The 21,531-nt window shown below is 52.7% G+C and carries 23 protein-coding genes and 2 tRNA genes; 10 read left to right on the forward strand and 15 right to left on the reverse strand.

Annotated features, from left to right (window positions below):
* The first annotated feature begins 58 nt into the window (after positions 1 to 58).
* Positions 59 to 1,447, forward strand: a complete 1,389-nt coding sequence (locus JXQ85_RS14735; protein WP_421749709.1) for an aminotransferase class V-fold PLP-dependent enzyme — start codon at positions 59 to 61, stop codon at positions 1,445 to 1,447.
* Positions 1,448 to 1,937: 490 nt separating this feature from the next.
* Here JXQ85_RS14735 and JXQ85_RS14740 read toward each other — a convergent pair whose 3' ends face one another.
* Positions 1,938 to 2,357 (reverse strand): PaaI family thioesterase, encoded by a 420-nt coding sequence (locus JXQ85_RS14740; RefSeq protein WP_421749710.1) that lies wholly within the window; start codon positions 2,355 to 2,357, stop codon positions 1,938 to 1,940.
* 122 nt (positions 2,358 to 2,479) lie between these two features.
* Here JXQ85_RS14740 and JXQ85_RS14745 point away from each other — a divergent pair, with 122 nt between their 5' ends.
* Positions 2,480 to 3,391 carry a pirin family protein gene (locus JXQ85_RS14745; RefSeq protein WP_421749711.1) on the forward strand — a complete coding sequence of 304 codons (912 nt, stop codon included), beginning with the start codon at positions 2,480 to 2,482 and terminating at the stop codon, positions 3,389 to 3,391.
* 18 nt (positions 3,392 to 3,409) lie between these two features.
* Here the strand turns inward: JXQ85_RS14745 and JXQ85_RS14750 are convergent, their stop codons facing one another.
* Positions 3,410 to 3,997 (reverse strand): TetR/AcrR family transcriptional regulator, encoded by a 588-nt coding sequence (locus JXQ85_RS14750; protein WP_421749712.1) that lies wholly within the window; start codon positions 3,995 to 3,997, stop codon positions 3,410 to 3,412.
* Between the two features lie 179 nt (positions 3,998 to 4,176).
* Here JXQ85_RS14750 and JXQ85_RS14755 point away from each other — a divergent pair, with 179 nt between their 5' ends.
* From JXQ85_RS14755 to JXQ85_RS14775, 5 genes are all read left to right on the forward strand, one after another.
* Positions 4,177 to 5,463 (forward strand): homoserine dehydrogenase, encoded by a 1,287-nt coding sequence (locus tag JXQ85_RS14755; protein WP_421749713.1) that lies wholly within the window; start codon positions 4,177 to 4,179, stop codon positions 5,461 to 5,463.
* 86 nt (positions 5,464 to 5,549) lie between these two features.
* Positions 5,550 to 6,533: a class II fructose-bisphosphatase gene (gene glpX, locus JXQ85_RS14760; RefSeq protein WP_421749714.1), complete on the forward strand. Its 984-nt coding sequence runs from the start codon at positions 5,550 to 5,552 to the stop codon at positions 6,531 to 6,533.
* Positions 6,530 to 8,272: a single-stranded-DNA-specific exonuclease RecJ gene (gene recJ / locus JXQ85_RS14765; RefSeq protein ID WP_421749715.1), complete on the forward strand. Its 1,743-nt coding sequence runs from the start codon at positions 6,530 to 6,532 to the stop codon at positions 8,270 to 8,272. Before glpX ends, recJ begins: the two co-directional genes overlap by 4 nt.
* A 124-nt stretch (positions 8,273 to 8,396) precedes the next feature.
* Positions 8,397 to 8,471: transfer RNA gene (locus JXQ85_RS14770), tRNA-Glu, on the forward strand.
* A 53-nt stretch (positions 8,472 to 8,524) separates the two neighbouring features.
* A tRNA-Glu gene (locus tag JXQ85_RS14775) sits at positions 8,525 to 8,599 on the forward strand.
* Here JXQ85_RS14775 and JXQ85_RS14780 read toward each other — a convergent pair.
* From JXQ85_RS14780 to JXQ85_RS14800, 5 genes are all read right to left on the reverse strand, one after another.
* Positions 8,587 to 9,597: a GGDEF domain-containing protein gene (locus JXQ85_RS14780; protein WP_421749716.1), complete on the reverse strand. Its 1,011-nt coding sequence runs from the start codon at positions 9,595 to 9,597 to the stop codon at positions 8,587 to 8,589. The genes JXQ85_RS14775 and JXQ85_RS14780 overlap by 13 nt on opposite strands.
* Positions 9,594 to 10,181, reverse strand: a complete 588-nt coding sequence (locus tag JXQ85_RS14785; protein WP_421749717.1) for a heme NO-binding domain-containing protein — start codon at positions 10,179 to 10,181, stop codon at positions 9,594 to 9,596. The genes JXQ85_RS14780 and JXQ85_RS14785 overlap by 4 nt, the downstream gene beginning before the upstream one ends.
* A gap of 63 nt (positions 10,182 to 10,244) precedes the next feature.
* A complete protein-coding gene (locus JXQ85_RS14790) occupies positions 10,245 to 11,993 on the reverse strand; it encodes a DUF4153 domain-containing protein (RefSeq protein ID WP_421749718.1) in 1,749 nt (582 codons plus the stop codon).
* 58 nt (positions 11,994 to 12,051) lie between these two features.
* Positions 12,052 to 12,744: an HAD family hydrolase gene (locus tag JXQ85_RS14795; RefSeq protein ID WP_421749719.1), complete on the reverse strand. Its 693-nt coding sequence runs from the start codon at positions 12,742 to 12,744 to the stop codon at positions 12,052 to 12,054.
* A 37-nt stretch (positions 12,745 to 12,781) separates the two neighbouring features.
* A complete protein-coding gene (locus tag JXQ85_RS14800) occupies positions 12,782 to 13,066 on the reverse strand; it encodes a DUF3572 domain-containing protein (protein WP_421749720.1) in 285 nt (94 codons plus the stop codon).
* A 76-nt stretch (positions 13,067 to 13,142) separates the two neighbouring features.
* Here JXQ85_RS14800 and JXQ85_RS14805 point away from each other — a divergent pair, with 76 nt between their 5' ends.
* Entirely contained in the window at positions 13,143 to 14,525 is a 1,383-nt protein-coding gene (locus tag JXQ85_RS14805) for a diguanylate cyclase (RefSeq protein WP_421749721.1), read from the forward strand.
* Positions 14,526 to 14,553: 28 nt separating this feature from the next.
* On the opposite strand, the gene JXQ85_RS14810 is transcribed toward JXQ85_RS14805, so the two are convergent.
* The 4 genes from JXQ85_RS14810 to JXQ85_RS14825 form a co-directional block, all read right to left on the reverse strand.
* Positions 14,554 to 15,069 (reverse strand): periplasmic heavy metal sensor, encoded by a 516-nt coding sequence (locus JXQ85_RS14810; RefSeq protein ID WP_421749722.1) that lies wholly within the window; start codon positions 15,067 to 15,069, stop codon positions 14,554 to 14,556.
* A 4-nt stretch (positions 15,070 to 15,073) separates the two neighbouring features.
* On the reverse strand, positions 15,074 to 15,457 hold the full coding sequence (locus tag JXQ85_RS14815) for a hypothetical protein (protein WP_421749723.1): 384 nt from the start codon (positions 15,455 to 15,457) through the stop codon (positions 15,074 to 15,076).
* Entirely contained in the window at positions 15,450 to 16,034 is a 585-nt protein-coding gene (locus tag JXQ85_RS14820; RefSeq protein WP_421749843.1) for an RNA polymerase sigma factor, read from the reverse strand. The genes JXQ85_RS14815 and JXQ85_RS14820 overlap by 8 nt, the downstream gene beginning before the upstream one ends.
* An 85-nt stretch (positions 16,035 to 16,119) precedes the next feature.
* Positions 16,120 to 16,599 (reverse strand): EF-hand domain-containing protein, encoded by a 480-nt coding sequence (locus tag JXQ85_RS14825; protein WP_421749724.1) that lies wholly within the window; start codon positions 16,597 to 16,599, stop codon positions 16,120 to 16,122.
* A gap of 342 nt (positions 16,600 to 16,941) precedes the next feature.
* On the opposite strand from JXQ85_RS14825, the gene JXQ85_RS14830 reads away from it, so the two are divergent.
* Together JXQ85_RS14830 and JXQ85_RS14835 are read left to right on the forward strand one after the other, a co-directional pair.
* Positions 16,942 to 17,211, forward strand: a complete 270-nt coding sequence (locus JXQ85_RS14830) for a DUF983 domain-containing protein (protein ID WP_421749725.1) — start codon at positions 16,942 to 16,944, stop codon at positions 17,209 to 17,211.
* Between the two features lie 48 nt (positions 17,212 to 17,259).
* Positions 17,260 to 17,982, forward strand: a complete 723-nt coding sequence (locus tag JXQ85_RS14835) for an NUDIX hydrolase (protein ID WP_421749726.1) — start codon at positions 17,260 to 17,262, stop codon at positions 17,980 to 17,982.
* 3 nt (positions 17,983 to 17,985) lie between these two features.
* On the opposite strand, the gene JXQ85_RS14840 is transcribed toward JXQ85_RS14835, so the two are convergent.
* From JXQ85_RS14840 to modA, 4 genes are all read right to left on the reverse strand, one after another.
* The gene (locus JXQ85_RS14840; RefSeq protein ID WP_421749727.1) at positions 17,986 to 18,891 is read right to left on the reverse strand and encodes an EamA family transporter; all 906 of its coding nucleotides are present in this window, start codon (positions 18,889 to 18,891) and stop codon (positions 17,986 to 17,988) included.
* 85 nt (positions 18,892 to 18,976) lie between these two features.
* A complete protein-coding gene (modC, locus tag JXQ85_RS14845) occupies positions 18,977 to 20,059 on the reverse strand; it encodes a molybdenum ABC transporter ATP-binding protein (RefSeq protein ID WP_421749728.1) in 1,083 nt (360 codons plus the stop codon).
* Positions 20,056 to 20,757, reverse strand: coding sequence for a molybdate ABC transporter permease subunit (gene modB, locus JXQ85_RS14850; RefSeq protein ID WP_421749729.1), 702 nt, complete (start codon positions 20,755 to 20,757; stop codon positions 20,056 to 20,058). The genes modC and modB overlap by 4 nt, the downstream gene beginning before the upstream one ends.
* A complete protein-coding gene (modA, locus tag JXQ85_RS14855) occupies positions 20,757 to 21,482 on the reverse strand; it encodes a molybdate ABC transporter substrate-binding protein (RefSeq protein WP_421749730.1) in 726 nt (241 codons plus the stop codon). Before modA ends, modB begins: the two co-directional genes overlap by 1 nt.
* Positions 21,483 to 21,531: the final 49 nt, after the last annotated feature.

The raw sequence follows: 21,531 nt of genomic DNA on the forward strand, positions 1-21,531 counted from the left end.
TTGATTAATTTTATCTAAAAAATTCGGTTCATAATCGGGTAAATGTAAAGGACATCCAATGCTGCGCCCAACCACCGCCCTGACCCAGTTTGAAACTCAACTGAGCGACCTCAACGATCCAATTGCAGCCTTCAGAGAGGGGCTGATCGGGGCTGATGTGATGCTGGAAACGGAAAACGGGCCGAAAAAGCTGATCTATGCTGATTACGTGGCTTCGGGACGCGCCCTGCGGCAGGTCGAAGAGTTCGTACTGCAAGAAGTCCTGCCCTATTACGCCAACTCACACACCGAACAGAGCCTTTGCGGTGCGCGCATGACACGGATGCGAGAAGAGGCGCGCGCGATTGTTGCGCGGCATTGCGATGCCAATGTGGAGGAACACGCGGTAATCTTTGGTGGCTCGGGCGCGACCACAGGGATCAATCAAGCCATACATCTGTTTGGCGTGCATGAATCTCTACGAAAAAATGAACAGGTTTATGTCTTTGTGGGACCTTACGAACACCACTCCAACTTGTTGCCATGGCGCGAAAGCGGCGCGACCCTGATTGAAGTGCGTGAATCCTCAGACGGCGGCATTGATCTGGGTGATCTGGGCACAAAGTTGGAGGAGTTTGCTCCACAAGGGCACGTCATTGGCGCGTTTTCTGCGGCGTCAAATGTGACCGGTGTTTGCACCGATCCACAGGGCGTAACCCAATTGATTAAAGCCCACGGCGGGCGGATACTTTGGGATTATGCGGGCGGCGCACCCTATTTGGAAATATCCATGACAGCCGGCAATGCTGCTATCGATGCATTGGTTTTTAGTCCGCATAAGTTTATTGGCGGCCCGGCAGCCTCAGGTGTTCTGATCATGCGCAAGGATGCTGTGAGAGTAGACAGCCCCAGCCGTCCCGGTGGCGGCACAGTGGTTTTTGTGAATGAACGTACTCATGACTATGTCGCCTCCCTATCACAGCGTGAAGAAGGCGGCACACCCAATGTAATCGGTGATATCCGCGCAGCACTTGCCATTTTGGTGAAAGAGGCAATTGGTCAAGATCGGATTGACAAGATCAACCAAAGATTGTGCGCGGCTGGAGTATCCTATTTCCAAAATCAACCGGGCGCCACGTTGCTTGCAAAAGACCGCACCAATCGCTTGCCGATCTTTTCCTTTGTCCCGTTGGACCGCAACGGGACAGCGCGCAACTACAAAGAATTTACAACTGACCTTTCCAGCAAAGAAGGCATCCAAGCCCGTGGTGGATGCAGTTGTGCGGGTCCATACGTGCATCAGCTTTTGAACATCAGCGATGCTACCTCCGCTAAATTACGCACCGACCTTTTGAATGGAGACGACCGCGACAAGCCTGGCTTCGTGCGTTTCAACCTAAGTTATCTGATGGAAGCGGCAACAATTACTGCAGTTTTTGATGGAATTTCCCGCGCTTTGTCTGATTGAGGCGATAAGGCCTGTTGATAACCCTGTGAACATTCTTGGGAATACCTGCCTCATACACATGAACTACGCATTTTATCGAACAACAAAGGCAAAGCTATTTGCCTTGTATCGGCTGTAGATAAACATTCCAATATTTGTCCACAGGCTGTCAGGCTTGATTTCGACTTCTTGAGCAAATCACCTCACTCAAAAAGTGATCTGCTCAAACTGAATTGGATGTTTCAGAGAATGGCACACACAATATTCACTTCCATAACAGCCTATAAAAATTTGTATTTTAACAAAATAAAGTAAAAACAGTTCTCTAAAACAGCATATATGTAGGCAAATTCATCCCGCTTTTAGCGCGAGCCAACTTAATTCCACTTACAGCTGCAAATTAGAGAAATCCAGAAAATGTAATATATCATCAAGCAATACGCGGAATTTTGGAAAAAGGTAGAACAGTATGTTGGCAATTTGCAACTCCCAACCACGAAAAACTACGCTCTTAAGCGCTTTCTCGTCGTTGAAAACTGCCTGACCCATGGGCAACCAGACGCCCATCCTCATCTGTGATGCGCCCTTCAGCAAAAAAAACACGCTTTCCGCCGCCCAGTGTTTCAGCCTCGGCGAAAAGCATCTTACCGCGTGCTGGCGCGATGAATTGCACATTCAGTGAAAGCGTGACCGCATAGGCACGTTGCTCAGCGTTCCCTGTGTAAACCCCAGAAAAACCCATCGCCGTGTCCAAAATGACCCCATAATTTCCGCCATGAGGAATCCCAATTCTATTCATGAGAAACGGCTCAATCGACTGTTCTATCCGCGCATACCCAACATCCCAATGTGTCAGGCGATACCCCAAGTGGCTCTGAAACGCAGAATTCTGCTCTGACAATTCAGCAGTGACCCGTTTTCGATCTATCACTTACAATCCCCCATAGGTTGATTTTTCACACTCCTCGCACAAAGGTCGTTCACGTCTGCACAACGCTTTGCCTTGGCGCAACACAATGACGACCCTACTTTCATTCGGGAAAGGAGAACACAATGTCTCTTAGGCCAACCCTAGAAACCCGCCTTGCGCAGCCAGCCATCGAAGGCGCTGGCGTTCACTTGCATCGCGCATTTGGCTTTCAAGATCCAAGCGAGCTGGATCCCTTTTTGCTGTTTGACGATTTTCGCAACGATCGACCAGAGGATTTTAAGCAAGGCTTTCCTTGGCACCCTCATCGCGGGATTGAAACCATTACATATGTCTTGGAAGGATCCGTGGAGCACAGCGACAGCCTTGGCAACACAGGCAACCTGCAATCAGGCGACATTCAGTGGATGACCGCCGGGTCAGGGATTTTGCATCAAGAAATGCCTCAAGGAAATACCAACGGACAAATGCACGGCTTTCAGCTGTGGGCAAATTTACCCTCTTCGCTGAAAATGACAGAACCGCGGTATCAAGACGTCAAGGGCGCAGACATTCCCGAAATCATCGACGATGATGGCACCAGAGTGAAGGTGATCATTGGCAACTTTTGGGGGAAATCCGGCCCGGTCGATGGCATTGCTGCGGATCCACAATATCTAGACATCTATGTCCCCCCCGGCGTGAAAAAGACGTTCCCCGTCGACACTTATAGACGGGCGTTTGCATATGTCTTTGATGGGGCTGGCGCCTTTGCAGATGCGAGCGCGCCTACCGGCATACTTCTGGAAAAAGAAGTTGCTGGACAGGAGGTTAACATCCGAGACCTTAGCGGCAATCGCACGCTCATTCGGTTCGGAACTGGCGATGAGGTCACCGTGCAAGCTGGCCCAGAAGGGCTGCGATTTTTGTTGGTCTCTGGTGCTCCAATCCAAGAGCCGGTGGCTTGGCATGGCCCGATTGTCATGAACACGCAAGAAGAGCTGCGTAAGGCTTTTGCAGAACTCAGGAATGGTACTTTTATCCAACCGGCCCACTGATCACAGCGGCAAATCCGTTCAAGCCAAAACGGCTTTGCGCACCATATCGCTGTAGATATCCAATACCTCTTCGAGAGACAGCCTTCCTGTCTCTCGGAACCAGGTGTTCACACCTGTCAGTGTCGCGATCAACGCCATTGACGCAATTTTGGGATCAGGGACATCAAACACACCCTGTTTGTGGCCCTCTTCCAAAATTTTGCGCAGCTCATCTTCATAGGCGCGGCGGTGATCTTCGATCACAGCGAAGTTTTCCGGGCTTAGATTACGAAGCTCCATATAGGCGATAAAAACCGCATCACGACGGATGTGGTGATATTCAATGTGAAAGCGCGCAAATTGCTGAAGCCGCTCAAGAGGTTGTTCTGCGGGCTCTTGAGCTTTCCACGCAATTACTAGGTTTTCCATGTGATCGCGCATCAGACCAAACAAAAGGCTCTGTTTGTCTGGCGTGTAATTATACAGCGCCCCAACTTGCAGACCTACTTCACCTGCAATTTTACGCATAGAAACAGCGGCATACCCATGTTGCGCAAACATACGCAGAGCCGCATCCAATATGCGAGGGCCGGTGATTTCTGAATGAGAGCCAGACGTACGCGCCATAAATGATCCAACAAAACCTGCAACTGAAGCATTTATTGAACAACTGTTCCTTAAAAAGGCAAGAAGAAACGTCGTTTTTCGACCTTCATACCCATTCCACAAATGTTTCAACTTCGATTGCAGGCTGATGGCGAAACCGCTACATGCCTTGCCAGCAGTCGAAATCAAAGGAGATTGTGATGACGACCCCTCTGCGTTTGGGAATTGCCGGACTGGGCACCGTCGGTATTGGCGTTGTCAAAATCGTCCGCCAGAAAGCCAACCTTTTGGCCGCGCGCACCGGGCGCCCCGTGGTGATTACCGCAGTCTCCGCACGCTCTCGCGATAAAGATCGCGGCGTGTCTTTGGCCGATTATGCCTGGGAAGATGATCCCGTCGCATTGGCGCAACGCGATGACGTTGACGTCTTTGTCGAGCTCATGGGCGGTCACGAAGGCTCTGCCAAAGATGCCACCGAAGCTGCAATCGCGGCAGGCAAAGATGTGATTACGGCCAACAAAGCGCTCTTGGCAATTCACGGCCAAGACCTAGCAGAAAAAGCAGAAGCGAATGGCTGTGTGATCCGCTTTGAAGCGGCTGTGGCAGGTGGCATTCCTGTCATAAAATCCCTCACAGAGGGCCTTGCGGGCAACCAGATCACCCGTGTTATGGGCGTGATGAACGGCACCTGTAACTACATCTTGACCCGGATGCAGGACGCAGGCCTGCCATATGATGAAGTTTTTGCCGAGGCAGATGCGCTTGGCTACCTTGAAGCAGATCCAACGCTTGATGTTGGCGGCATTGATGCCGGCCATAAACTGGCGCTGCTGTCATCCATCGCTTTTGGCACAAAGGTTGCCTTTGATGGCGTCGAGTTGGAAGGCATCCAGCGCATTTCAATCGAAGACATCAATCAAGCGCAGGAACTGGGTTATCGGATCAAACTACTGGGTGTTGCCCAGCTGACAGGACGTGGCCTTGAGCAACGCATGTCGCCGTGTTTGGTTCCCGCCGATAGCCCGTTGGGTCAACTGACCGGCGGCACAAACATGGTGGTGCTGGAAGGTGACGCAGTTGAGCAGGTTGTTCTACGCGGTCCCGGTGCCGGCGAAGGCCCAACAGCGAGCGCTGTCATGGGGGATGTCTGTGACGTTGCCCGTGGTTTGCGTATTTCGACATTCGGCCTTCCTGCTGGCGACTTGGTGGAAGCTCAACCTGCGACATCCAACTCTCCTGCGCCATATTACGTGCGCCTGCAGCTCTTGGACCGCCCAGGTGCCATGGCAAAAGTAGCGTCAGCTCTTGGAGGCGCAGGCGTCAGCATTGACCGTATGCGTCAGGGTCATCATGACGGGTCTGAAGCCCCGGTTTTGATCGTAACCCACAAGACCCAACGCGCGGCATTGCTTGAAGCATTGGCTGACATCAAAGGCACTGGCGTACTCGCCGGTGACCCCGTTGCATTGCGCATCGAAACCGTTTGATTTTCAAACCAGCGAGCTGATCTGCTTGTTCCAAGCCGTTTGGCTCGCTAAACCTATTTCATAAAAGCATTGTAAGGAGGCGCCCCATGAGCACTCAGCCTGAATTCCATGACCGTTTGCTATCGCTTGGATTGGCCCGTGTGGCTGAGCAAGCCGCGCTGGCATCCGCCAACCTCGTTGGACGAGGTGACGAAAAAGCCGCTGACCAAGCTGCCGTCAATGCGATGCGCGAACAGTTGAACTTATTGGATATTGCAGGTGTCGTAGTCATCGGTGAGGGCGAACGCGACGAAGCGCCGATGCTGTTCATTGGCGAAGAAGTTGGCACAGGCAACGGTCCGGGGGTTGATATCGCCTTGGATCCGCTGGAAGGCACTACGTTGACAGCCAAAGACATGCCAAATGCCTTGACCGTGATCGCGATGGGCCCGCGTGGCTCCATGCTGCACGCACCTGATGTCTATATGGACAAACTGGCCATCGGCCCTGGCTACCCGACCGACATTGTGACCCTCGACATGCCACCAGCAACCCGCGTGTCTGCTTTGGCCACTGCAAAAGGCTGCATGCCAAAGGACATAACCGTCTGTATTCTTGAGCGCCCGCGCCATGAAGACATGATCGAAGAAGTGCGTAGTACGGGTGCATCTATCCGCTTGATCACAGACGGTGATGTCGCGGGTGTGATGCACTGCGCCGATAGCGCGACCACAGGAATAGATATGTATATGGGCTCTGGGGGTGCACCCGAAGGCGTTTTGGCCGCAGCCGCGTTGAAATGCATGGGCGGGCAAATTTCCGGTCGCTTGCTGTTCCGCAACGAAGACGAAAAGGCGCGCGCGCGCAAAGCGGGCATAGAAGATTTGGACCGCATCTATTCACGCGATGACATGGTCACTGCGGATGTTATTTTCGCAGCCACCGGCGTCACAGGCGGCTCTTTGTTGCCACGTATCAAACGCGAACCCGGCTGGCTTGAAACCACAACACTCTTGATGCGTTCAAAATCTGGGTCCGTCCGTCGCATGACGTACCGGACACCCGTGGATTCAGTCAAACCAGCGGAATGAGTGATTTTCTAAATGTTTCCAGCTCTTTGACGGGCCGCCGCTGGGTAGGCCCTTCAATTGAAATTGACCGAAGTGCGGAAGCATTAGAGCAAAACACGACCCTGCCCCGCGCCCTGTGTCAGATTTTGGCACGGCGGGGCATTCCTGCGCATGAAGCCGAAAACTTTCTAGCCCCGGCGCTGCGTGATCTATTGCCAGACCCGCGCAGCCTCAAAGATATGGAATACGCCGCAGCGCGATTTCTACAGGCTGTGAAGCGGCAAGAAAAGATCGCTATTTTTGCCGACTATGACGTGGATGGTGGCAGCTCGGCAGCCCTGTTGCTGGTTTGGCTGCGCGCCATGAACCGGCAGGCCACGCTCTATGTACCTGACCGGATCGATGAAGGTTACGGGCCAAATGAAGCGGCCATGGCAGAACTCGCGGGCTCTCATGATCTGATCATTTGTGTGGACTGCGGCACGCTTTCGCATGGCCCGATTGCTGCGGCCGTCGGCGCAGAGGTGATTGTCCTTGATCACCACTTGGGCGGTGAAACCCTGCCTGATTGCCACGCTGTCGTGAACCCAAACCGCCAAGATGAAGACGGCGCCCTCGCCCATCTATGCGCGGCAGCGGTGGTTTTCTTAATGCTTGTTGAAGCCAACCGCCAAATGCGTGCTGAGGACGCACAGGGTCCCGATTTGATGGCAATGCTTGATCTGGTGGCCCTTGCGACCGTGGCTGATGTCGCGCCCTTGGTCGGGGTAAATCGCGCCTTGGTGCGCCAAGGGCTCAAGGTGATGGCGCGCCGCGAACGCGCCGGGCTTGTCGCCCTAGCGGATGTGTCCCGCATGGATACTGCACCCTCCAGCTATCACCTTGGATTTTTGCTTGGCCCGCGCGTCAATGCTGGCGGGAGGATTGGGCAAGCGGACCTTGGTGCGCGCCTATTGGCTACCGCTGATCCGCACGAAGCGTCGGCATTAGCTGAACGATTGGATCAATTGAACACCGAACGACGCGACATAGAATCTGGTGTGCGCGCTGCAGCGATGGAACAGGCTGAAGACCGTGGATTGGATGCGCCGCTCGTCTGGGCTGCTGCGGATGGCTGGCACCCAGGTGTTGTGGGCATCGTAGCCAGTCGCTTGAAGGAATCCACCAACCGGCCAGCAGTTGTGATTGGCTTTGATGGGGACGAAGGCAAAGGTTCTGGTCGCTCTGTGGCGGGCATTGATCTTGGGGCCTCGATCCAAAAACTTGCCGCAGAAGGCCTTTTGGTAAAAGGCGGTGGCCACAAAATGGCTGCTGGCCTCACTGTGATGCGTGACCAGCTTGAATCAGCCATGGCACGGCTTGCAGAGCTGCTTGATAAGCAAGGCGCAGGTACTATTGGTCCAGCTGATCTGAAACTGGATGGTATGTTAATGCCTGGCGCCGCATCGCTTGATTTGGTCAACCAACTGGAAACCGCAGGCCCGTTTGGTGCAGGCGCTCCTGCCCCAAGATTTGCGTTTCCAGATGTGGAAATTCGCTTTGCCAAACGCATTGGCGACAGCCACCTCAAAGTCACTTTTAGCGACGGCCTGTCTGCGCGCTTAGAAGCGATTTGTTTTGGCGCATATGATACCCCGATCGGTACGGCTTTGGAGAATCACGGCGGCAAGCGGTTCCATTTGGCCGGTCGATTGGACATCAATACTTGGGGTGGGCGACAGTCCGTTCAACTGCGGTTGGAAGACGCCTCAGTCGCTTAGAAACAGGTTACTCCCAGCAGCTGAAGGCCTCTGACGCAGAGGTTCAAAAAAAGTTCGAGTTGCCGTGAATTTCCACTTGCGCCGCTGAGGCGCTTTGCATAAATACCGCCTCACGCTTCGATTTGGCCCGTTCGTCTATCGGTTAGGACGCCAGGTTTTCAACCTGGAAAGAGGGGTTCGATTCCCCTACGGGCTGCCATCGAAGTTGGAATATCCTTTCTTATGAAGGACTTCCAAAATAAAGTGTTAAGTGGCCCGTTCGTCTATCGGTTAGGACGCCAGGTTTTCAACCTGGAAAGAGGGGTTCGATTCCCCTACGGGCTGCCACTGCTTTCTCCCCCAGGATCGTCAAAAATAACAAATTGGCTACGCCCATTGTCTTTACTTAAGTAAAGCGCTCGGTCTGCCTCCTGCATCACTTGATCCATCGATCTTGGTACGGATTCTTCAACTTGAGATACCCCAATGCTTGCTGAGATTTTGCAGTGATTTCCTTCATATGGAATTGGTTTGTTGAGTTGCTCGATCAAATTTTCAGAAATCTCTGCAATCCGGGTTTTGCTGACATCCCCGTGCAAAATGATGACAAACTCATCCCCTCCAATCCGCGCCACGTGATCCTGCTCACGCACCGCGGCAGTCAGTATTTGTGCGACCCGCTGCAAAACCCGATCCCCAGCAGCATGGCCATAAGTGTCATTGACCACTTTGAAATAGTCGAGATCCAACTGCATCAAACTAAAAGGCGCGCAATCCAAAAGCTTTCGGGACATGATTTTTTCAACCGCGCGTCGATTTTTTAATCCAGTAAGGGAATCCGTCGACGCTAAAGTTTGGGCTTCATTACGAGCTCGCTCCAAACGTTCGTTCAGACTGCGCGACGCCTCCATTGCTGCAGATTTTGCTTCGACCAAGAACAGCAACTCAATCGTGAGATCTGTCGCCGAAAAATCGGTATTCGTCAGGTCATAGCGCCGTACCGCATCCAATACGCTGATCCCAAAACTCAGATTAATCAATGTGCCGGAACCAGTTGGGTCATGGATAACAACGCCTTGCAAAACTGTATCTGGATCCCGCTTTATGCGCAGATGGATGCGTTCACCATGTGCTGTGATCAAATGTTCAATGGTTTTCAAACCAATCGGCCGCAACAGTTTAAAGACCTCAAAAAAGGGCCTATTTTCAAACTTCTCTCCGCGCTGCAGCTTTTGCAACGTCGGGCCGACATGTGAAATGCGCCCCTCTGCATCAAGCTGCACATGCATCGGGCAAAGCACATCTAAAGCGTCTGACATTTCGATTTTCGGCACCTGAATGTTCATGCGGACTTCGCCCCAAGTGCAAATCTTTTGCCGACACTATAGCTCTCTTGGACCAGCTGGATTCTGATTAATCCAATGCCGCTTTCATCTTCTTGATGTTCAAGCAAAACCAACGCACCATAATCATCTGCCATGGTGCGCAGAACCCCCATGACAATATAACTGAAGCCCAAATAGGGATGATGGCAGCGCAGGACATAATCACGCTCACTGAATTCAAGAAGCTCAAGATGTGGCATATCCAAATCCTGCAAGGCCAAATGCGCGCGCGCTTGCAGATCGTCTAGTGAGTGCAAAAATTCAAGGAACGATCCACCGCTAAACCTAAGCAGCCGTCGCAAAGCTTCAGCATTCGGATGGCTTACCAGGTAGGTCCCGACATCTTCTAGAACGACCTGTTCTGGCAATTGCAGCACTCTTGCAATTCCGGCAACCACATCCTCGGTGATCTGGTCATCATAGTGCCACATGACCTCAAAATTCGGGCTTTCTAGTCCTACGTTTTGTGCAACAGAATTCCATCTGTCTTGACCGCGTATGTCCACGACAAAACATTGAAACGCTTTATTGATCAGCCCGTGCATTGTGACCTCACTTCTAGGTGGAAGTCACTGTCTCATGAGGGTCTTAAGATAATTCCAATATCTTCAATTTTCACTATCTATTTCTTGCTCGCCAATCCATAGCGATTGACGTTGTGCTGGCCCAATGCGGTAACCCCCAGACAGAATTTGGCGATAGGCATTATCACTCAGCGCGTTTTCAGCTATTGAGACCTGCAATGTGGTTATATTTTGCAGAGCCCCCTCGACGATATCCATGCTAAATATGGTCGCCCCGTCCTGAATTTGAGGCGAGATAAAGATCACATTTTCAACGCCTTGAAATCCAAACGGCCCAACAATCATCACGCAAGGGCGTTCGATATCTCGCGCGCAGGCCTCAGTCCAGCGTTCCAACCGATACCGCCCCAAGTCGCTAAAGAACCCGTCTGGCACAGAGTATCCCTCAGGCCAGACCTGGAGATGCTCCTGCACTGTCCCAGCCAACTCTTTAACCGTCAGAGAATCGTCATTTTTGTTAAATTCCCACCGACTTAACTCTTTGGCGCGATCCAATCGCGCATGCAAATCCGCGTGCCTGTTTTCATCCAATTCTTGAAGTCTCTGGATCGCTTCCTTTCCGGCAATTCCCCATTCATGAGTCAGAGCCCAGGCCGGGATGTTTTCGACGTTGGATATCCCCGAAGTATAGCGAGCAAGCTGCGCCTCAACCGAGATCTTCTGCGCATTCATCAATGGCGTCATCCAAAGGGCTGCGAGGAACAAAACCATAACCGCCATCGCGATATTGGCCTGCCTGATCATCACGCGCCAGGCTCGTTTTTGTAAAACGGCTAGCCCGTACAAAACCGCATAGGCGAATACCATCAAAGCCGCCAAACTCGCCGCAATCCGCTCCGGCGTCCATCCATACTCAGAAACACGCAGCCAAATCGCCCAGATCGCCAACCCTGCGAGAACTGGCAGCAGCAACGCCATGCCACGTGTGACTAAGCGCATGAATTTGGATTGGACCCCATCTTCATCAACACGATCCAAGGCGGAGCTGACCAAGAATATCGCAGAAATTGCCACGCTCATTAAGGTGGCGGCGGCTGAAAAACTCCCAAACAGACCAGACAGGCCACGCAGCGGCAGCGCTGCAATAAAGATCGCCACGACCACCAGCACCATCGGCAACAACAGTCGAAACAAACGCAATGGCAGATAGGGTGAAACATAGGCCTTTAGATCCTGAGCCACCGACAGCGCAATTCCAAGCGCTGTGCCAGAAAGCACATAGGGCACTGGATCAAAATCCAAGAGGTCTTCGATAACGCTTATACCCACGATACCTAGCAGCTCATTGGACAGCATCAGCAGCCCCCAGAAGATCCCGACAAAGATCCATGCCGCGATATAACGCACGACGATATTCCAAGAGGTATCAAAGAGCAAAGTGTAGTCGCGTATGCGCCGCAATAGCGCAGCGACGATAAACGGGGCTCCGATGAACAAAATCACACCCCAGGCAAGGATTACGTAGCTGTGGTCGATCATTTGATCGAGATTGGAAAACCGTTCACTGGCCCAGAATAAAAGGGAAGCATCTGCAGCAGCAGCCAATGCCGCTGCGATCAGCGCGCGCTGCCATCTCAAGCTTCCCAGCAAGGCAAACGACAGAACAAAAAAACCGACCGTTGCACTTGCGCTCCATAACAAAAGTCGATCGTTTTCGATTGCATCGGGCAGGTACTCAAACAGTACCCACATCGAAAGACCTGCCAACGCTCCCAGGATACTCATCCAGAGGTGCTGTTGGTTTAGATTTTTGTCCTGCTCAAGTTCGGTCATGCTGCCCTCATTCGATTGCACCATATCCTAGCGACGATTACTTTTACTTTGCAAGGATTTAGGCTGTTTCCAACCACTTTGGAAGATAACCGATATCTGGCAAGATCACATCGGCATAAGGTGCCAAGTCGGCTTCAGTCGCCATGCCGGTAAGCACGCCTATTGTCACCATGCCTGCACGTCTGCCAGCGATCAGATCATGTGTGCTGTCACCTACCATGGCGACCCGCGTCGGTGATAGATCTTGTTGTTGCGCAAAGGCCAGCAGCGGATCTGGGTCAGGTTTTGAACCAATTCCACTGTCGTGGCCTGCGATGAAATCAAACATGTGAAGAACCTTGGCCACCTCTAAATGCGCGCGCGCGCCACGTTCTGTGTCATTTGTCACAACGCCGAGTTTTAGCCCAAGCTGTCGAAACCCACGCAACAACGGGTCCAAGGCAACAACCGGTGCCAAAGGCGCATTCACTGCGCTTTCCGCCAGATACTGTTCAATTTGGGCCACATCTGGGTCTGGTAAAGCCGAAGCCAAGAGCTCAGCTGCCTGTCGATTGGTGCCAGCAATCACTGGGCTCGTTGGCTGAAAACACTGATTTTCAAGGTCAAACCCAATGGCAGTTGCGATGCGATCTGCCAGTGCTGCGCTGCCATTTGCATAGTGGCGAATGATCCCCAATGACCAAGCATTCCACGTTTTTTCAAAATCAAACAGGGTGCCATCTTTATCAAACAACAGGGCTTGGATATTCATAAAAGGCCTCGCAATTCATTATCGTATGACTGCCGAACTATGTCCAATGGACCTGACCGCCGCCCGGAAGGGTTTGGCGGGCCATCATGGGGGCCGAGTAATCAAGCTTGTGCAGGTCACAGAATTCAACGACCCATTGATCATCCATGGTGATAAAATCCAGTACAGAACCCAAGAAAGCGGGGTCGTTTGCACCCGATTTCAAATCTTCAATGGATGCGCCTGTGGCTCCTAGAAAGACCGGCATCAATTCATCATGGCCCGCCAGCCAGCTAAGCGCCTGAAGAGCAAGAGTTTCTGCAGCTTCTACCGAATAAGACAATTTTATTAACCTTCGAAATGGTTTCTTAACCAATGTCCTTACAAATGGAGTGCATCAATTGGCAAGGACCCCAATGATGCCTGGCAAACTTCTTATCGTGGACAATATCGCAACCAACCGTATCGTTCTGAAGGCCAAGCTGAGTGATGTCTACTATGATGTCCAGCAAGCGGCTAATACAGATGAGGCGTTAAAACGGTTGCACGACACGCCCACCGATTTGGTTTTGGTAAATGGTCATCTTGAAGATCGGGATTCAATCCAATTCTGCAAGGACATTCGGACCAACCCCAGAACCTCGCATTTACCAATCTTAATGCTCTGCAATCATCAGGACCGAGACACGCGCCTACGTGCCCTCGCTGCGGGGGTCAGCGATATTCTTGTGCGTCCGATTGATCATGTGGTTCTCTTGGCCCGGTTACGCAGCCTTTTACGCACCCATGAAAGCGCCGAAGAACATCATCAGCGCCAGAAAACCACGCGCGCTTTTGGCTTTGCTGAAAATCAAGCGGGATTTAAAAAACAGGCCCGTATTCACTTGGCAACACCAGATAGCGCCAGCTCGGTGCGCTGGTCCGCGGTCTTGAAGGGGATGGTGCCGTTTAAGCTTGTGCCAAAGGTGCATACGGAAACTCTGAAAGATATCTCAGGTGCACCGGCACCCGATGTCTTTGTCATCGCCGTGGACAGCGCGCAGCCTGATCAAGCGTTGCGTTTGGTTGCAGAAATCCGTGCCAGGGCGTCAACACGAAATGCTGGCATTCTGGTGGTGGTCGAAGATGATCACCGCCGCACGATTGTCGACGCAATGGACCTTGGGGCGCACGACGTCATGGCATTCGGATTTGATCCTCATGAAATGGCCCTGCGCGTTTCCCGGCTGGTGTCTCAGAAACGCCTTTCTGATCGTCTGCGGGATCATGTAAATATCGGGCTGGAAGCCGCTGTCACCGATCCTCTAACAGGTCTTTTTAACCGCCGATACGCCTTACCCCAAATCAATCGGATATGCCTGCAATCCAAATCAAAGCGGCAGCAATTCGCAATCATTTTGGCTGATTTAGATCATTTCAAACTGGTGAATGATCGCTACGGGCACGCAGCGGGAGACGCTGTGTTGACCGAAACCGCCTGTCGATTGCGCGACAGCCTGCGTGCCTTGGATCTTGTGGCTCGCATCGGCGGTGAAGAATTCCTAATCGCCTTGCCTCACACTCCGGCGCTGCGCGCGGATGAAGCCGCAGCGCGCCTTTGTGCGCGTATCCGCGACACGCCGTTTCGCATACCGGGTCAGAACACCTCGGTACAAATCACAATAAGCCTGGGCGTTGTGATGGCCGGCAGCGGGTTTAAAGCCAAATCTGTCGAGGCTTTGATCGAACAGGCCGACAAAGCACTTTATGATGCAAAGCTTCGAGGTCGGGATCAGGTAAGGTTTGCTAAAATTCCTGCCTAAGGCGTTAATCCAGACCTCTGAGTTAAGTTTAAGGCTTTTTGCGGCCTCCACCGTCACGTGGCACGCGTTTCAATTGTGCCTCAATTTGATCCGCATAGTCCAGTCGCTCTGCATCCGTCATGCCAGCCACCCTATCCAGCCAAAACTGCTGCGCAGCTTCGCGGCGTGTAAAGGCGGCCTGTGCCTGAATTGACATGCGCTGCTCCATTGCATCTGCATCAAACGGCGTTGCGCGAATAAGCGCGAGCATAGCCTGGAATTCCTGACGCGCGGCACTACGAGAAATTCCTGACTGGCGGTGATGATCGCGGATCAATCGGCCAATCGCGCGACGATCTTCTTTTGGCAAGGCCCGCGTATAGGCCCCCATAAAGTCAGCATCACGCGGTGGTTTGGCATTTTGCTTTTCGTTGCCAAAAACCGCGCCCGCCACCAGACCAACCACGATCAGGTTCGCAGCCAGTGAGGCAAATAAAAGCACACGAAGGCTGCGGCGCATAGGGGCCTTAGGCGCCGCTTTGGGTGTCGGTGTTTCGTCAGTCATGTCCTCATCCTTCCCCAAAATCAAAGCTAAAATCACCACCCAGATCAGAGAGGTAGAAATCCGTATCTCCTGACACTACCGCCTGCAGACCCTCCACACTTAGAACGTCAGCACCTGAAAATCCGATCCACACGCTTGCCATTGTTGCGGCAACCAATCCACCAGTTCCTTGCCAGCCCCCGATTGTCTCAAACAACACCTGCAGCAAACCGCGCGGTTTAACAGGTTCAGTCAGATCCACTGCAGCCGGTTGCAGAGCTTCCGCATCGGCCAATACACGGGCCATGAAGTCGTCAGAGGGCACCCCGGCAGCATCACCCTTTGCTTCAGCAAAAAGCGTGTCCATCAGATCATCCATATTCGGGTCTTGCGCCATTTTATCAGCCATCAGAATACCCCAGTTCCTCTTTGCGACCAGCCAATGCATTGGCTAGGGCGCGTTTTCCTCTTGCGGTTAGGCTCTCGACGGCTTCAACGCCGATCTCCATGATCTCTGCAATTGCCGGGTTACTCAACCCTTCGATATGGCGCAGAATCACCGCCTGTTTTTGCCGATCTGGCAATGTGTTCAACCCCGCCTGAAGCGCATCCAGCCGTGATTTATGCTGCAACTGTTCTGCAGCACTAGCGGCCCCGTCCTCAGGCTCAGGGATTGCATCCAAATCCACACCGCGCGTTTTGCGCAGGCGATCTGTGCAAAGATTTGCAACCACCCGGTACAACCACGTTGTGACTTTAGCCTCACCTTGGCGCCATTCAGGGGCGAGTTTCCACAGCCGGATCAACGCTTCTTGCGCCACATCTTCGGCCTCTGCACGATCACCGAGCATCCGATAAGCATGCCCCATCACCTTCGGTGTCAAACGCAATGTCAAAACGCGCGCGGCTTGAGGTTCGCCATTGGCATATAATACCAAAAGCGCCTCGTCGCTTACGTCTTGAAAGCTATCTCGCGGCATATCCATCCCTGTTGGAGTAGCGGGTTCATCATCCCGCATCAATCTTATTGCACGCGCCCGGGAATACCCCGGGCACCGCAGGATTTATCAGTTAGCCGTCGTTGCTTTCGTCTTTTTTGCCTTTATCGCCGCGTTTGCCTTTACGCTTTGATTTCGCCGCTTCGAATTCTTCAGCGCTGATCACACCGTCGCCGTTTTCATCCATGCGCTCAAACATCTTATCGGTGCGGTCTTCTTTTGGCTGCATCTCGGCTTGGCTCAAGACGCCATCACCGTTTTCGTCACGCTTTTCGATCATTTTGGCGATCCGCTCTTCTTTGGCGCGTTCGGAAGCAGCGGCCAGCTCTTCTGCTGATAGGTTGCCGTCGCCATTTGTATCCGCTTCGTTAAAGCGCGCTGTGGCTGCTGCTGCGATTTCATCTTTGGTGATCTGGCCATCGCCATTTACGTCAAGCTGTTCAAAGCTCACGCGAGGGCCATGTTTGCCATGACCACCCTTCGCAGATGCCACACCCGCGGTCAGAGCCAGGGCCATTGCGGTCACACCAGAGATCAATACTGCACGTTTCATAGTCAGGTTCCTTTTTTCAATTTTTTGAAACCGGCTTGCTGCCCGTTTTCATAAAGTCAAACGCGCGCGCCTGCGGTTTCCGTCGCAGAAATCGAAACTTTTTTGAAAATTTCCAAAATCTAGTCACCTGCGACTGTTTTTTGCGCGGCCAATTGGGCGGATTGCGACACGGGGACGCGGGCTTGGGCATTCCCCTTTAAGTCGCCCCTGATCACACGCAGATGACCAATGAGAAGCGAGGGAACTGTGAATAGTTTAGTTGGTATAACTGTCGAACGCCCACTTGGGCGGATTTTGCTCCGGGGCTGGCGCCGCCGTTGCCCGTGCTGTGGGCGCGGACCGATGATGCGTTCTTATCTAGACGTCAGACCGCATTGCACGGTCTGTCGCGAAGATCTGCGCCAAACGGAAGGGAACGACGTACCAATCTTTCTAACGATCATTCTGGTCGCGCTCATCATGGTTCCTTTGTCCCATGTGATTTTAGCAAAGTTACGTCCCGACCCTTTGATCCTTTTGACTGGATTTGCAGTTGGATGTGCGGCGCTGGGGCTTTACCTTTTGCCTAGATTAAAAGGTGTGATCTTAGCCTACCATTGGGCAAAAGACTGATCGGTGATCCCTAGGAACGCCTTTGAATGAACAGAAAGGCGTGTCTGCATGAGCATCGACAAATCGGCAATCCGAGACGCAGCGACCGTCATTGTGATCAGAGATCGCGCGCATGATCCCAAGGTGCTGATGGGGCAACGCGGCTCAAAAGCGGCCTTTATGCCCAATAAATTTGTGTTTCCTGGCGGTGCCGTTGATCCCGAGGATCATCATGTTCCGCTGGCCAATGCGCCCGATGACGTCAACCAAAACCGCCTGTTGGAGGACCTGCGCCTGGAAACGGCTTCCACGATTGGCTCTGCTCTTTTTGCGGCAGCCATTCGTGAGCTTTGGGAAGAGACAGGTCTTGTTCTCGGTACAAAGGCAGAGTGGCCTGCGCAACCCGGCCCTGATTGGGCGGACTACGCGCAAACGGGGCACCTCCCCCATGCCAAAAATTTGCATTTCATGTTCCGCGCCATCACCCCTCCGGGCCGCCCTCGTCGGTTTGATGCGCGGTTCTTCATAGTTGATGCCACTGATCTAACGGGTGACCTTGATGATTTCTCCCGCGCTAGTGACGAGCTATCCCATCTGCAATGGGTGCCTCTCTCCCAAGCGCGCAGCTTTGATCTGCCGTTTATCACCGAAGTGGTTTTGGCGGAACTAGAAGGTCAGCTGGATCATGTCGGCCCACCAGCGTCTGTGCCGTTTTTCAAAAACACTGAAGAGGCCGGTCTTTTTACCCGCCTTTATGGCCGCGCGCCAACCAAAGAGGATCTAGGCGGCTGATCTTTAGTGCGACAGCAACACCAGACACAAAACGCTTGCCACAATCAAAACCATACCCAAGATTTCGCGCTTTGTGATCTTTTCGGAAAACACCAAAGTCGACGCCGCAATGCCAAAGATCAACTCGATCTGACCGACCGCTTTCACGTAGGCTGCATTCTGCAAGGTAAAGGCTGCAAACCAACAAAATGATCCTGCAAGGCTGGTGACACCAACAAAACTTGCAGTTCGCCAAGTGCTAAATACGCGGCCCAGTTCAGGACGATCCCGCAACCAAAGCCAGATTGCCATGCCTACCATTTGCAGCGTTGTGACGGCGGCTAAAGTGACAATTGCGCGTTCAAACGGGTCTGGGCTGGATATCGTAAGACTGGCTGCCCGATAGGCCACGCCCGAGATACCAAAAGCCAGTCCCGCAGATATGCCCAAAACCGTAGACGGCGATAGGATCCGGCGCCACATCGGGCCCTCGCCTTTGATCGGGCCTGACAGAACCAAAACACCAGCCAAGCCCAAACAAAGGGCAACAAAGCCAAAGGCTGAAATCACATCACCAAGAAACAAGAACCCAATGACTGCGGCCATCATGGCCTCAGTCTTTTTAAAGGTCAGACCGACCGCAAAATTGCGTCGTCCAAACAACATGACGGTTAAAACGGTCCCCGCGATCTGAGCAAAACCACCAATCGCGCCATAAAGCCAAAACGCACCAGACAATTCGCCGACCGGCGTTACGTCAAATTGCAAATAGATCAACCCAATCAGAACCGCGAGCGGCGCTGAATATACAAATCGCGCAAAGGTTGCCCCGGCCGCACTCAGTTTGATTTCACTGAGATGTTTTTGCAGCATAAAGCGCACGGCCTGAAACATCGCCGCGCCCATCGCCAAGGCTATCCAAAGTTCCATCTGGAAGTTCTCACATGGTTTGCACTGATCTCACATCAATCAGTATACTATTGTATGCAGAAAATATATAGGTTTTCAAAGCCGTTCACGGCGCGCCGACATCAGTACGCGCGATTGATACGGTTTTTAGGATCGCAAAGACATTTTGTCCAACGGTCAAATTCAAGGCCTTCAACGACCGTTCCGTGATCCGCGCTAGCAGTCGATCTGATCCACATTTCAACCCAACAAGCACATTTGCGCCCTGCGAGATCGTTAACACTTCTGCGGCCAAAATATTCAAAGCAGAAATCTGCTGAGGGCGTGTCAGAGAAAGCATCACGTCCTGCGCGCGTATGCGCACGCGCTGAATATCTCCGATTTGGCCAACGGTTTTGGACAGAAACAACTGCCCGCCCGCCGCATCAAATTCCGTCACACCATCGTCGTGATGGGCTTTGACTTTCGCAAAAAGCACGGCACCAATATCTGTTTCTCGCATGATGGATGTGGTCTCAGGGTCCAAGAACACTTCGCCAACCGGCCCAACAGTCATCTGTTGCCCTTGGTTGATCAACACCACCTGATTGGCAAGCCGTGCAACTTCGCTAACAGAATGGCTCACATAAATCATCGGTGTTTCAGCGTGATCTCTGAGTCGTTCAAGATAGGGCAGAATTTCCTCGCGGCGCCCCTGATCAAGTGAGGCAAGTGGTTCATCTAGCAGCAACACATGCGGATCTGACAAAAGTGCGCGCCCAATCGCGACCCTTTGCTTCTCTCCTCCACTCAGATCGACTGGATAGCGTTTCAGAAAATTACCTAGCCCCAACATTTCAACGATACGCGCAAATTGCGCAGGGTCGCGGCGACGGCGACGCGCACGTTGTGCAAATGTAAGGTTGGCCTCAACCGTCATGTGCGGGAACAAGCGATGGTCCTGAAACACATATCCAAAGCGTCGCTGTACTGTTGGCACATTCACTTTGGCCTCAGATGAAAACAAGATCTCGTCCTGAAATGAGATATGCCCACGATCCGGGCGATGCAGACCTGCAATCGTGTTGATGACTGTGGTCTTACCGGCCCCAGAAGCACCAAAAATAGCGGTCACGCCTGAGGTCAGCTTAAAATCAACTTCCAGCGCAAATTGATCAAGATTGCTGCTGATGGATACCGAAAGCGTCATGAGGGCATCACCCTGCGTCTATGTCTGCGGGTCAAAGCTTCAGACACCAAAAGTGCCCCCATGGCCAAAATCACGGACAGGCTGACCAGTTTGAAAGCATCCCCCTCTTGGCCAGGCACCTGCAACGCCGCATAGATTGCAGAAGGTACGGTTTGAGTTTGGCCGGGAATATTGCTTACAAATGTAATGGTCGCGCCAAACTCTCCCATCGCTTTGGCAAAGCCCAAAACGCTGCCTGCGATAACGCCGGGCAAGATTAATGGCAGGGTCACATGTGTAAAAGTAAACCAGCGACCTGCGCCAAGGGTCGCAGCGGCTTCTTCAAGTTTGGGATCAACAGACTCGATGGCCAAACGGATCGCGCGAACCATTAATGGAAAGGCCATTATGGCCGCAGCCAAGGCTGCGCCCGTCCAACGAAAGGCCAAGACAATACCAAGGGTCTGTTCCAGAAACTGACCAATCGGGGCGCGTCGCCCAAAGGTGATCAGAAGCAAATAGCCTGTAACGACCGGAGGCAAGACCAATGGCAGATGTACAAGCCCATTGAGCAGCGACTTGCCCCAAAATTCCTTGCGCGCCAACAAATGAGCTATCCAGATAGCCAAAGGCAGGCTGACGATCGTCGCCACCAAAGACACCCGCAAGGATAATACAACCGCGGACCAGCTTTCGGGGCTTAAGAAAACCGCGTACATCACTTAGCCTCGCTGGGTGCTAGAAACCCGTGTCTCAGAAAAATTGAACGCGCTTCACTTGAAGCAACAAATGCCATGTATTCCGAAGCTTCAACGCCCTCACCGATTTGCGCAGCGACATAGCGAATAGGCTGATGCAACTCGACTGGCACATGATCCACAACACGCACATTTCCATCTGCCAAGGCATCGGTCTGATAGACCAAAGCGTAATCAACCTCGCCCAATGACGCCAAAGCCAAACTTGCCCTCACATTGTCCGTTTGCACAAGGTGCGGCTGTACTGCCTGCCAAAGATCAAGATTTACCAGCGCCTCTTTGCCATAAATGCCCGCCGGAACCGCATTCGCCAGAGGCATCGCCAAACTACGACCCTTCAAATTCTGTGGCAGGCTGTTCAGGTTGATGTCTTTGGCACCTGCAGCGGCGATCAGCACCAATTGATTGCTGAGAATGTTTTGAGGCAACTGCAAATCAACAAGGGGATCGTTTTCAAGATAGGCCACCCAATCTGGATTGGCCGAAATGAAGACATTCGCTGGCGCCCCATGTGCGATTTGGCGCGCTAAGGCTGCACTGCTTGCAAAAGACGTAATCACTTTGCCCTCATAAGCCGCGTTCACCTCATCCAACGCCCCTCGCAGGCTCGCGGCGGCAAATACCGTTACATCTGCCTTGAGCGGCAGCGCAGAAAAGATCAGGCAAAACAACGCGATGGCGCGCATGGCTCAGGCTCCGGAAGTCTGAGGCACTATTCCTTATGCAGCCTTGATT

It is taken from the genome of Cognatishimia sp. (assembly GCF_049116455.1).
In the GTDB taxonomy this organism is placed as follows: domain Bacteria; phylum Pseudomonadota; class Alphaproteobacteria; order Rhodobacterales; family Rhodobacteraceae; genus Cognatishimia.

Coding starts and splice junctions, on each gene's coding strand:
- JXQ85_RS14735 (WP_421749709.1), top strand. CDS start 59: ATGCTGCGCCCAACCACCGCCCTGACCCAGTTTGAAACTCAACTGAGC.
- JXQ85_RS14745 (WP_421749711.1), top strand. CDS start 2,480: ATGTCTCTTAGGCCAACCCTAGAAACCCGCCTTGCGCAGCCAGCCATC.
- JXQ85_RS14750 (WP_421749712.1), bottom strand. CDS start 3,997: ATGGCGCGTACGTCTGGCTCTCATTCAGAAATCACCGGCCCTCGCATA.
- JXQ85_RS14755 (WP_421749713.1), top strand. CDS start 4,177: ATGACGACCCCTCTGCGTTTGGGAATTGCCGGACTGGGCACCGTCGGT.
- glpX (WP_421749714.1), top strand. CDS start 5,550: ATGAGCACTCAGCCTGAATTCCATGACCGTTTGCTATCGCTTGGATTG.
- recJ (WP_421749715.1), top strand. CDS start 6,530: ATGAGTGATTTTCTAAATGTTTCCAGCTCTTTGACGGGCCGCCGCTGG.
- JXQ85_RS14780 (WP_421749716.1), bottom strand. CDS start 9,597: ATGAACATTCAGGTGCCGAAAATCGAAATGTCAGACGCTTTAGATGTG.
- JXQ85_RS14785 (WP_421749717.1), bottom strand. CDS start 10,181: ATGCACGGGCTGATCAATAAAGCGTTTCAATGTTTTGTCGTGGACATA.
- JXQ85_RS14790 (WP_421749718.1), bottom strand. CDS start 11,993: ATGACCGAACTTGAGCAGGACAAAAATCTAAACCAACAGCACCTCTGG.
- JXQ85_RS14795 (WP_421749719.1), bottom strand. CDS start 12,744: ATGAATATCCAAGCCCTGTTGTTTGATAAAGATGGCACCCTGTTTGAT.
- JXQ85_RS14805 (WP_421749721.1), top strand. CDS start 13,143: ATGCCTGGCAAACTTCTTATCGTGGACAATATCGCAACCAACCGTATC.
- JXQ85_RS14810 (WP_421749722.1), bottom strand. CDS start 15,069: ATGACTGACGAAACACCGACACCCAAAGCGGCGCCTAAGGCCCCTATG.
- JXQ85_RS14815 (WP_421749723.1), bottom strand. CDS start 15,457: ATGGCTGATAAAATGGCGCAAGACCCGAATATGGATGATCTGATGGAC.
- JXQ85_RS14820 (WP_421749843.1), bottom strand. CDS start 16,034: ATGGATATGCCGCGAGATAGCTTTCAAGACGTAAGCGACGAGGCGCTT.
- JXQ85_RS14825 (WP_421749724.1), bottom strand. CDS start 16,599: ATGAAACGTGCAGTATTGATCTCTGGTGTGACCGCAATGGCCCTGGCT.
- JXQ85_RS14830 (WP_421749725.1), top strand. CDS start 16,942: ATGATGCGTTCTTATCTAGACGTCAGACCGCATTGCACGGTCTGTCGC.
- JXQ85_RS14835 (WP_421749726.1), top strand. CDS start 17,260: ATGAGCATCGACAAATCGGCAATCCGAGACGCAGCGACCGTCATTGTG.
- JXQ85_RS14840 (WP_421749727.1), bottom strand. CDS start 18,891: ATGGAACTTTGGATAGCCTTGGCGATGGGCGCGGCGATGTTTCAGGCC.
- modC (WP_421749728.1), bottom strand. CDS start 20,059: ATGACGCTTTCGGTATCCATCAGCAGCAATCTTGATCAATTTGCGCTG.
- modB (WP_421749729.1), bottom strand. CDS start 20,757: ATGTACGCGGTTTTCTTAAGCCCCGAAAGCTGGTCCGCGGTTGTATTA.
- modA (WP_421749730.1), bottom strand. CDS start 21,482: ATGCGCGCCATCGCGTTGTTTTGCCTGATCTTTTCTGCGCTGCCGCTC.